The sequence below is a fragment of the Variovorax sp. Soil_C_33 genome (assembly GCF_057656935.1).
In genome coordinates this window covers 241635-251325 of record NZ_JBDGJK010000010.1, presented here as the reverse complement: position 1 = coordinate 251325, position 9691 = coordinate 241635, and the positions used below count along the sequence as shown (strand labels likewise).

The window sequence follows — 9691 nt, the reverse complement described above, 5'->3', positions numbered from 1 at the left end:
GCCAACAAGATGGCTCGCACGGCCTGGGCGCTTGTGGCGCACGGGCGGGCGTACCGATCGGAGTGGAAGAGCACTCCGCCAAGTGGCTGCGGCGCGCAAGCGCAGGCGGCTTGATCAACAACGTGAGACAACAACCATAGGAGTGGAAGCCGCAAAGAGTGCGTGAGTCGAGTCGATGAAGTGATGGTGAAGCGGTCGGACCGCGGGTCGGGTAAAGCTGAATCGGTCGTCTGGGCAAGCCCTCGTGCGAAGCCCACTAAGGAGATGAGCACCGACCCCGCGCATGACCATCAAGGCCAGCGGCGGGCTTCGGTCCGATCTGCACCAACAGGCCGGATATAAGACCGCAGTCATTACCGCCAGCCGGAACTTCAAGAACTTACTTGCCACACGGGAGGCGTCCATATAAGTCGACCATGACCATTCGCAGCCTCTGTGCCCTCGCGGCCGCCGCCAGCCTCGCCGCCTGTTCCGGCATGGGCATGAACAAGCCCATGATGTTCTCGCAAGCCAGCCTGCCCGACAGCGTCAAGGTGCCGACAGGGCACCAGGTCGCGATGGAAACGGTGGGCGCCGGCGACATCAGCTACGAATGCCGCGCCAAGGTTAACGCGCCCGGCCAGCACGAATGGGTCTTCGTCGGCCCCGATGCCAGGCTGACGGACCGCGGCGGCAAGCAGGTCGGCAAGTACTACGGCCCGCCGGCCACCTGGGAGAGCATGGACGGCTCCAGGCTCACGGGCACGCAAGTCGCCGTCGCGCCCAACGGCACCGGCAACATTCCCTTCCAGCTCGTGAAGGCCAACCCGGCGATGGGCAGCGGCGCGATGCAGGGCGTGAGCTACATCCAGCGTGTCGCCACGCAGGGCGGCGTTGCGCCGGCCATGGCCTGCGGCGCGTCGTCGGTAGGGCAGAAGCAGGTGGTGAAGTACCAGGCCGACTACATCTTCTATCGCGCGATGTAGGCGGTTGGCAACAACGTGAAACCTATACTGGGCGCTCCCTTGTTGGAGCGCCCATGCAAGAGCAAACAAGCCCTGCGCCTCGCCCGTTCTGGCACCGCCTGAACACTTTCTTCGCCTTTCCCTTCCAGCTCCAGCCGCTGGGCTACGCGGCGCTGCTGGCGCTCAGCAGCCTGCTGTTTCACGTGCTGTTCTTCCTGCCGCAGGGGCTGGTGTTGGTGGTGACGGAGCTCGGCATCGTCCTCGCCGCCAGCCGCTACGGCTTCAAGGTGATGGCGCTCGGCGCGCGCGGCATCGTGCGCGCCAGCGATTTCCCGCGCAATCTCGAGGACGAGTGGACGAACCTGCCCTGGAAGCTGTTCGCGCTGCTGATCCTGCAGGGCATCGTGGCCGGCTTCGTCGGCGCCTGGAGCCCGGCGCTGGGCTATGTCGCGATCTTCGTGCTCTCGTTCACCTTGCCTGCGACCACGATGGTGCTGGTGCAGTCGGGCAGCTTCTGGCAGGCGCTGAATCCGGGCTATGTGTGGGAGACGATGCGCGCGGTCGGCTGGCCTTATGCGCTGCTGTGCGTCTTTTTGTTCCTGCTGAACTCGGGCGCGCAGATCGCGATCGTCATGCTGCTGCCGGTGATGAGCGGCTGGTTCGCGCTGCCGGCCATCAACTTCGTGATGATCTATTTCAGCTGGGTCATGGCCAGCCTGCTGGGCTACGTGATGTACCAGAACCATGCGGAGCTGGGCATCGACCTCTTGCCCGGTGCCGGCGCCGACGACCGCGCGGTCGACACTCGCACACCGGCGCAGGTCGCCCAGCAGATCACCGACTCGCTGGTCGCGCAGATGGTGACCGACGGCGATATCGCCGGAGCCCTGGAGCTGGCCTACGAAGAGCAGCGCACGCAGCCGGAGGACCTGGTCGCGCAGCGCCGTTACCACCGCATCCTGCTGCTGACGCCGGACAAGACGGCGACGCTGCTGGATCATGGGCGGCGGCTGATCGCGATGCTGCTGGCGCGCGACCTCGCGTCGGAAGCGCTCAAGGTCTACAAGGTTTGTCGCGAGAAAGACGGCGGCTTCGTGCTCGAAGACCCGCTGGGCACGATGGCGCTGGCGCGTACCGAGTGGCGCAACGGCGAGGCGAAGGCATCGCTGGCGCTGCTGTCCGGATTCGACAAGCGCTTTCGCGGGCATACCGCGATCCCGCAAGCCTACGAGCTGGCCGCGCGCGTGCTGGTGCAGGGCCTCAACCGGCGCGACATGGCGCAGCCGATACTGACGACGCTGGAGGCGCGCTATCCCGAGAGCGAGCAGACGCAGGAGGTGCGCTGGCTGCTGCGCGAGGTGCCGCAAGGTTGAGGGCGCTCAGCCCTTCTGCAGCATCCGCGTCACCATGTCCTCGGGCGCCAGCCGCAGCAGGTGCGGCAGCCAGCCGAGCGCCTGCTCGCGCCGCCCGGCCTGCATCAGCCCGTTGGCGCAGAGCGAAAGCGTGCCGGCCAGGTCCGGATGCTCGGGCGCCGTCTTCAGCAGCGCCTGGCACAGGCGCTCGGCATCGGTGAACTGCTGCGCGCGCGTGAAGCGCCGCGCCAGCCGCGCCATGTCGTCGGGCTTGAGGCGCGCGCCGGGCTTGGCGTGGTCGAGATAGGTCTTGTAGCTCGCATGCTGCAACTCCAGCGTGACCGGGTCCTGCGGCTTGAGCCGGAAGATGCGGTGCGCCGCGCGATGGAAGTCCTCGCTGGCGGGCCACAGCTTCGCGGTGTTGAACCAGGCGCGCAGGGTGTCGGCGTCGTCGGGCTCGAGTTGCGCGGCCGCACGCCATTCGGCACAGGACGCTTCGAACTTCATCTCGCCTGCGAGACGGCGCGCCGACGCGACGTGCTGTGCAAAGGCGTCCGGTGTGGCCGAAGCCGGCGCCTCGGGCAAATGGAGCCGGCGCCATCGCATCGCCGCGGCCATCAGCAGCGCACCGGTCAACAGGCCACCCAGGTGCGCCATGTAGGCAATGCCCTGGCCGCCGACGACGTGCTGCAGCAGCTCGTTGGCGATCCACGCCGGCAGCAGGATCAGCGCCGGCGCGGTGACGTAATTGAAATAGAAGAAGAGCTGGTAGAAAAAGCGGATGCGCCGCAGCCGGTACATCACCGCGTACATGCCCATCAGCGCCGACACCGCGCCCGATGCGCCCAGGCCATAGCTGCCCTTGCCCGCATAGGCCCAGGCCGCCAGCGCCGACGCGCCGACCGCGCCGAGCAGATAGAAGCCGAGATAAAGGCCGCGGCCCAGCGCGAGCTCGACCGAGAAGCCGAACAGGAACAGGAAGAGCATGTTGCCCAGCAGGTGGCCGGTGCTGCCGTGCAGGAAGGCCGAGCTGATCCAGGTCCACGGCTCGAAGGCGGCATCCTTGTTGTGGTCCTGCGACCAGCGCGTGGTGAAGGGGGCGGGCAGCTGGGCCTCGTACTGCTGCCGGTCGCGCTTCCACTCGGCGTACTGCGGATGGGCGGGCGTGATCACCGCGTCGCTGTGCAGCTTCTTCAGAAAATCCTTCTCCTGCTGCAGGCCTTCGAGCAGGGGCTCGACCTCGCCACGCGTCAGCAGCCGCCGCGCCGCCGGCGCGTTCGCCGAACGGGTTTCCTGCAGCCAGGCGACGAAGGGCGGCAGCTCCAGCTTGGGCAGCACGCTTTGCACATAGAACTGCGCAGCACGCTGCTGCGCCTTGTCTTCGGCGCGCTGCGGTCCCCAGAACACCAGCATGTTTACGAAGATCAGCAGCACGGTCATCCATGGCGGGTTGCGCCAGGTCGGCCGGCTCTCAAGCGGGATGGCGTAGAACAAGGCGCTAGAGGCTGTTGCGCCCGATGCCCTGGTAGACCACGCCTGCTTCCTTCATGATGGTCGGCTCGTAGAGATTGCGGCCGTCGAAGATCACCGGCGATTTCATCAGCGTCTTGAGCCGCTCGAGATTCGGGCTGCGGTAGGCCTTCCACTCGGTGACGATGATCAGCGCATCCGTGCCGGCCAGGGCTTCCATCGGATCCTTGGCCGACGAGAAGCTGATGCGCTCGAGCAGCGCCGGCGCATCGGCGAAGTCGAGCTTCAGCACGCGCCGCGTCTCGTCGACCGCGATCGGGTCGTGCGCCACCACGCGCGCGCCGGCGCGCAGCAGCGCGTCGATCACCACGCGGCTCGGCGCCTCGCGCATGTCGTCGGTGTTGGGCTTGAAGGCCAGGCCCCAGAGCGCGAAGGTGCGGTCGCTCAGGTCCGGGCCGAAGCGCTCCAGCACCTTGCGGGTCAGCACGCGCTTCTGCTCGTCGTTGACCGCTTCCACCGACTCGAGCACGCGCAGCGCCTGGCCGTTATCGCGCGCGATGCGCGTCAGCGCCTGGATGTCCTTGGGGAAGCAGCTGCCGCCGTAGCCCGTGCCCGCGTACAAAAAGCTGTAGCCAATGCGCGGGTCGGAGCCGATGCCCTGGCGCACCGCCTCGATGTCGGCGCCCACGCGGTCGGCCAGGTTGGCCAGCTCGTTCATGAAGCTGATGCGGGTGGCGAGCATCGCGTTGGCCGCGTACTTGGCGAACTCGGCGGACTTCACGTCCATCACGCGCGTGCGCTCGTGGTTGCGGTTGAAGGGCGCGTAGAGCTTGCGCATCTCGGCCAGCGCTTCACGGCCGGTCTCGTCGTCGCTGTAGCCGATGACGATGCGGTCGGGCCGCATGAAGTCCTCGACCGCCGCGCCTTCCTTCAGGAACTCGGGATTGCTCACCACCGAGAAGCGCAGGTCGGAGCGGCCGCGCTTGTCGAGCTCCTCCTGGATCACGGCCGTGACCTTGTCGGCCGTGCCCACCGGCACCGTCGACTTGTCGACCACGACCTTGAAGCCGTTCATGTACTTGCCGATGTTGCGCGCCGCAGCCAGCACGTACTGCAGGTCGGCGCTGCCGTCCTCGTCGGGCGGCGTGCCGACGGCGATGAACTGGATGTCGCCATGCGCCACCGAGGCTTCGATGTCGGTCGAGAAGGCGAGCCGCTTCGCCGCCACGTTCGATTCGACGAGTTCGCCCAGGCCCGGTTCGTAGATCGGGATGCCGCCCTCGTTGAGCGTGGCGATCTTGCGCGGATCGACGTCGAGGCAGAACACGTTGTTGCCGATGTCCGCCAGGCAGGCGCCGGTGACGAGACCGACGTAGCCGGTGCCGATGATGGTGATGTTCATGGGATCAAGCTGCTTTGGATTCCGAGAGGATCTGGTCGAAGTAGGCGATGGTCTTCTTCAGGCCCTCTTCGAGCTGGGTCTTGGGCTCCCAGCCGCCGAGTTCCTTCTGCGCCAGCGAGATGTCGGGGCGGCGCTGCTTCGGATCGTCGGCCGGCAGCGGCATGCGCACCAGCTTGCTCTTGGAACCGGTGAGCTCGATCACCTTGTTGGCCAGCTCCAGCATCGAGAACTCGCCGGGGTTGCCGATGTTGATCGGGCCGGGCACTTCGTCGCCGGTGTTCATCATCCTGAGCATCGCCTCGACCAGGTCGTCGGCGTAGCAGAAGCTGCGCGTCTGCTGGCCGTCGCCGTAGATCGTGATGTCCTCGCCCTTCAACGCCTGCACGATGAAGTTGGACACCACGCGGCCGTCGTTCATGTGCATGCGCGGGCCGTAGGTGTTGAAGATGCGCACGACCTTGATGCGCAGCTTGTGCTGGCGGTGGTAGTCGAAGAACAGCGTTTCGGCGCAGCGCTTGCCTTCGTCGTAGCAGCTGCGAATGCCAATCGGGTTCACGCGGCCCCAGTAGGCCTCGACCTGCGGGTGGATCTCGGGGTCGCCGTAGACCTCGCTGGTGGAGGCCTGCAGGATCTTGGCCCGCACGCGCTTGGCCAGGCCCAGCATGTTGATCGCGCCGTGCACGCTGGTCTTGGTGGTCTGCACCGGGTCGTGCTGGTAGTGGATCGGCGAGGCCGGGCAGGCGAGGTTGAAGATCTCGTCCACTTCCACGTAGAGCGGGAAGGTCACGTCGTGCCGCATCAGCTCGAAGCGCGGATGGTCGAGCAGGTGCTCGATGTTGCGCTTGGTGCCGGTGAAGAAGTTGTCGACGCACAGGACGTCGTGACCCTGCTCGATGAGCCGGTCGCACAGGTGGCTGCCCAGGAAACCGGCGCCGCCGGTGACGAGCATCTTCTTGGAGGCGTTGTATTGGCGCATGCTGCTAAATCACTCCGTAAGAAAAATCAGTTGAGCCGTTGGGGCATCTGGGTCGTGCGCTGCTCGTACATCTTCGCGTCGACCAGCATGCGGAACCACAAGGCCTGGAAAAAGGCGAAATAGAACCCGGTGGTGCCGTCCAGAAAGCCAAGCCGGAAGATGTAGCGGTAGACGAAATAGCTCAGCGAGCGCAGGCCGGTCGGCAGCTTGTAGTAAAGCTCCTTGATGAAGCGCGTGCGTTCCCGCGCGTCACCCATGAGCCGGGGCTGCAGCACGCTGTCGCCGCCCAGGCGGGGGCCGAGCTTTTCCTTGGCTTCGGCATCGCTCCAGCGGTTGTGGCTCGCGATCCAGTCGCTGAGCCGGGCCGAATTCTTGTCGTGCATGAAGCCGCTGAGGCGGCCGGGCGTCGCCGAGCTGATGAAGTGCTGGTCGTAGAGCCGCGACTCGCAGCGCCCGGTGCCCGAGCGGAACAGCCGCAGGTGCCAGGGATTGACGCCGGAAAAGCGCAGCATCTTGCCCATGAAGTAGTCGCGCCGGCGCAGCAGGTAGGCATCGAAGCGCGGCGTGCCCGAAAGCAGGGCCTTGATCTCGTCGACCGCCTGCGCGTCCAGCACCTCGTCGGCATCGAGGTGCAGCTGCCAGCCGTAAGAGGCCTCGACCTGCGCGATGGCCCAGTTGCGCTGGTCGCTGTAGTTGGAAAAGGGCCGCTGCACCACGGTGCAGCCCAGCTCCTCGAGGATCGCGACCGTGTTGTCCGACGAGTGCGAATCGACCACGTAGACGTGCGGGCTCAGCTTCTTCGCCTGCGACACGGTTTCCCGAATGATCGAGGCGGAATTGAAAGTCAGGATGACGACGACGCAGTTGGGTTTTTCCATTGGATTCGGAGGCGCTCTCGTGCGGTTCGGGGACCCGCTAGATTGCAGGCGGCCCAGGCGGGATGCAATGCAACTTTAGCACTACATTTTTACAACTGCGCACAAATACCGCACTGCAGCATTCATGCCTGCTCCCGTGGACGGCTTCAGCCGGGCCGGGCGCGATGCCGGGCGATTTGCTTGCGTACCTGGGCCGGGGCTGTGCCGCCGAGGATGTTGCGCGCATGCAGGGAGCCGCGCAGGCTCAGCACGTCGTAGACGTCCTTCTCGATCTTCGGGTTGAAGGTCTGCAGCACCGCCAGCGGCAGCTCCGACAGGTCGACCTTGTGCGAGATCGCCGCCTTGACCGCGTGGGCCACGGTTTCGTGGGCGTCGCGGAAGGGCAGGCCCTTCTTCACCAGGTAGTCGGCCAGGTCGGTCGCGGTCGCATAGCCGCGCAAGGCGGCGTTTTCCATCGTCTCGGGCTTCACCGTGATGCCGCCCACCATCTCCGCGAAGATGCGCAGCGTGTCCTTGAGCGTGTCGACGGTGTCGAACAGCGGCTCCTTGTCTTCCTGGTTGTCCTTGTTGTAGGCCAGCGGCTGGCCCTTCATGAGCGTGATCAGCCCCATCAGGTGGCCGACCACGCGGCCGGTCTTGCCGCGCGCGAGCTCGGGCACGTCCGGATTTTTCTTCTGCGGCATGATCGAGCTGCCGGTGCAGAAGCGGTCGGCGATGTCGATGAAGCCGAAGGCCTGGCTCATCCAGAGCACCAGCTCTTCGCTCAGGCGGCTGATGTGCACCATCGCGATCGAGGCGGCGGCGGTGAATTCGATCGCGAAGTCGCGGTCGCTTACCGCGTCCAGGCTGTTCTGGCAGACCTCGTCCATGCCCAGCGCGCGGGCCACGGCTTCGCGGTCGAGCGGGTAGCTGGTGCCGGCCAGCGCGGCCGCACCCAGCGGCAGGCGATTGACGCGGCGGCGCACGTCGGCCATGCGCTCGGCATCGCGCGCGAACATTTCCACATAGGCCAGCATGTGGTGGCCGAAGCTCACCGGCTGCGCCACCTGCAGGTGGGTAAAGCCGGGCAGGATCACGTCGGCGTTCTTCTCGGCGATGGCGACCAGCGACTTCTGCAGATCGCTCAGGAGCCCGCTGATCAGGTCGATCTCGCCGCGCAGCCAGAGCCGCACGTCGGTGGCCACCTGGTCGTTGCGGCTGCGGCCGGTGTGCAGCCGCTTGCCGGCATCGCCCACCAGCTGCGTGAGCCGGGCCTCGATGTTGAGGTGCACGTCTTCGAGGTCGAGCTTCCAGTCGAAGGTGCCGGACTCGATCTCGGCGCGGATCTGCGCCATCCCGTTCTGGATGGCGGCGTGGTCCTCGGCGCCGATGATGCCCTGCTTGGCCAGCATGCCCGCATGCGCCAGCGAGCCCTCGATGTCGGCCTGCCACAGGCGCTTGTCGAAGAAGACGCTGGCGGTGTAGCGCTTGACCAGGTCGCTCATCGGTTCTGAGAACAGGGCGGACCAGGCTTCGGATTTCTTGTCGAGTTGGTTGGAGGTCATGGGGGTGAACCGGGGTGGGAGGCAATAATGGGTTTGCACCCGAATGTTTCAGCTCTGATGCGCAACCCGACGATTTTATCGGCCACCCCTGCCGCGCCGGCTCCTGCCCGCGCTCGCGGGCCTGCGCGCGTGAGGGTCGCGCTGTTCGACGCCTGCCAGATCGGGGTGGTGCTGCGCACCGTGATGTTCGTCGAGGCCGTGGTCGCCGTCGCCACCTTGTTCGTTTCGTCGGCGCCCGCCGAGTGGCTGGTGCTGATGGCCACGGTGACCGGCGGCGCCTTGCCGGCCACGCTCCTGTGGCTGCTCGCGGCCTGCTGGCTCAAGAGCTTGCTCGGCCGCCTGCCGCGCGCGGCGCAGTACGCGGCCGGCGCCGCGCTCGGCGCCATCTCCGCGCTGTACGGCTGCGGGCTGCTGCGGCTGACCGGCGTGCTCGGCAGCGCCCCTTGGCTCGCAAGCGCCCTGGCCGGCGCAATGTTCGCCGCGCTGGTGATGGCCGCACTGGTGCTGCGCGCGCGCGGCCAGACCCCGGCGGCCATGACCGCGCGGCTCGAAGAGCTGCAGGCGCGCATCCGGCCGCACTTTCTTTTCAACACGCTCAACAGCGCCATCGCGCTGGTGCGCGAGGAGCCGGCCAAGGCCGAGGCCATGCTGGAAGACCTGAGCGAGCTGTTCCGCCAGGCGCTGGCCGACCCGGGCGAATCAGTCACGCTGGCCGACGAGATCGCGCTGGCCGAGCGCTATCTCGCGATCGAGCAGGTGCGCTTCGGCGAGCGGCTGCGCATCCGCTGGGACATCGACCCGGCCGCCAACACCGCGCTGCTGCCGCCACTCTTGCTGCAGCCGCTGGTCGAGAACGCGGTCAAGCACGGCGTCGAGCCGAGTCCGGCCGGCGCCAAGATCCGCATCCGTACCGAGCGGCGCGGCAGCATGGCGGTGATCGAAGTGGTCAACAGCCTGCCGCCGCTGCGCTGGGCCGACGAACCCCTGCCGCGCGGGCACGGCATCGCGCTGGCCAACGTGCGCGACCGGTTGCGCCTCCTACACGATATGCAGGCGCAGTTCAGCGCCGGCATGGACCAGAAGAGCTACCGTGTCCGCATTGCCATACCTGCCGAAACATGAACT

General features: G+C 66.7%; 8 protein-coding genes. 3 read left to right on the top strand and 5 right to left on the bottom strand.

Annotated features, from left to right (window positions below):
* The first annotated feature begins 416 nt into the window (after positions 1-416).
* Together AC3A6B_RS17570 and AC3A6B_RS17565 are read left to right on the top strand one after the other, a co-directional pair.
* Positions 417-965, top strand: a complete 549-nt coding sequence (locus AC3A6B_RS17570) for a DUF3455 domain-containing protein (RefSeq protein ID WP_487837947.1) — start codon at positions 417-419, stop codon at positions 963-965.
* A 53-nt stretch (positions 966-1018) separates the two neighbouring features.
* Positions 1019-2317, top strand: a complete 1299-nt coding sequence (locus AC3A6B_RS17565; protein ID WP_487837946.1) for a hypothetical protein — start codon at positions 1019-1021, stop codon at positions 2315-2317.
* 6 nt (positions 2318-2323) lie between these two features.
* Here the strand turns inward: AC3A6B_RS17565 and AC3A6B_RS17560 are convergent, their stop codons facing one another.
* The 5 genes from AC3A6B_RS17560 to argH form a co-directional block, all read right to left on the bottom strand.
* Positions 2324-3790 (bottom strand): rhomboid family intramembrane serine protease, encoded by a 1467-nt coding sequence (locus tag AC3A6B_RS17560; RefSeq protein WP_487837945.1) that lies wholly within the window; start codon positions 3788-3790, stop codon positions 2324-2326.
* A 4-nt stretch (positions 3791-3794) separates the two neighbouring features.
* On the bottom strand, positions 3795-5168 hold the full coding sequence (locus tag AC3A6B_RS17555; RefSeq protein ID WP_487837944.1) for a UDP-glucose dehydrogenase family protein: 1374 nt from the start codon (positions 5166-5168) through the stop codon (positions 3795-3797).
* A gap of 4 nt (positions 5169-5172) precedes the next feature.
* Positions 5173-6144 (bottom strand): UDP-glucuronic acid decarboxylase family protein, encoded by a 972-nt coding sequence (locus AC3A6B_RS17550; RefSeq protein ID WP_487837943.1) that lies wholly within the window; start codon positions 6142-6144, stop codon positions 5173-5175.
* Between the two features lie 26 nt (positions 6145-6170).
* Positions 6171-7022, bottom strand: a complete 852-nt coding sequence (locus tag AC3A6B_RS17545; RefSeq protein WP_487837942.1) for a glycosyltransferase family 2 protein — start codon at positions 7020-7022, stop codon at positions 6171-6173.
* Between the two features lie 146 nt (positions 7023-7168).
* Positions 7169-8566, bottom strand: a complete 1398-nt coding sequence (gene argH, locus AC3A6B_RS17540; protein ID WP_487837941.1) for an argininosuccinate lyase — start codon at positions 8564-8566, stop codon at positions 7169-7171.
* Positions 8567-8623: 57 nt separating this feature from the next.
* Between argH and AC3A6B_RS17535 the strand changes: the two genes are divergently transcribed.
* The gene (locus AC3A6B_RS17535; protein ID WP_487837940.1) at positions 8624-9688 is read left to right on the top strand and encodes a sensor histidine kinase; all 1065 of its coding nucleotides are present in this window, start codon (positions 8624-8626) and stop codon (positions 9686-9688) included.
* Positions 9689-9691: the final 3 nt, after the last annotated feature.

Excerpts from the sequence above, each read along its gene's own strand:
- AC3A6B_RS17570 (WP_487837947.1), top strand. The coding sequence starts at position 417 with ATGACCATTCGCAGCCTCTGTGCCCTCGCGGCCGCCGCCAGCCTCGCC.
- AC3A6B_RS17565 (WP_487837946.1), top strand. The coding sequence starts at position 1,019 with ATGCAAGAGCAAACAAGCCCTGCGCCTCGCCCGTTCTGGCACCGCCTG.
- AC3A6B_RS17555 (WP_487837944.1), bottom strand. The coding sequence starts at position 5,168 with ATGAACATCACCATCATCGGCACCGGCTACGTCGGTCTCGTCACCGGC.
- AC3A6B_RS17550 (WP_487837943.1), bottom strand. The coding sequence starts at position 6,144 with ATGCGCCAATACAACGCCTCCAAGAAGATGCTCGTCACCGGCGGCGCC.
- AC3A6B_RS17545 (WP_487837942.1), bottom strand. The coding sequence starts at position 7,022 with ATGGAAAAACCCAACTGCGTCGTCGTCATCCTGACTTTCAATTCCGCC.
- argH (WP_487837941.1), bottom strand. The coding sequence starts at position 8,566 with ATGACCTCCAACCAACTCGACAAGAAATCCGAAGCCTGGTCCGCCCTG.
- AC3A6B_RS17535 (WP_487837940.1), top strand. The coding sequence starts at position 8,624 with ATGCGCAACCCGACGATTTTATCGGCCACCCCTGCCGCGCCGGCTCCT.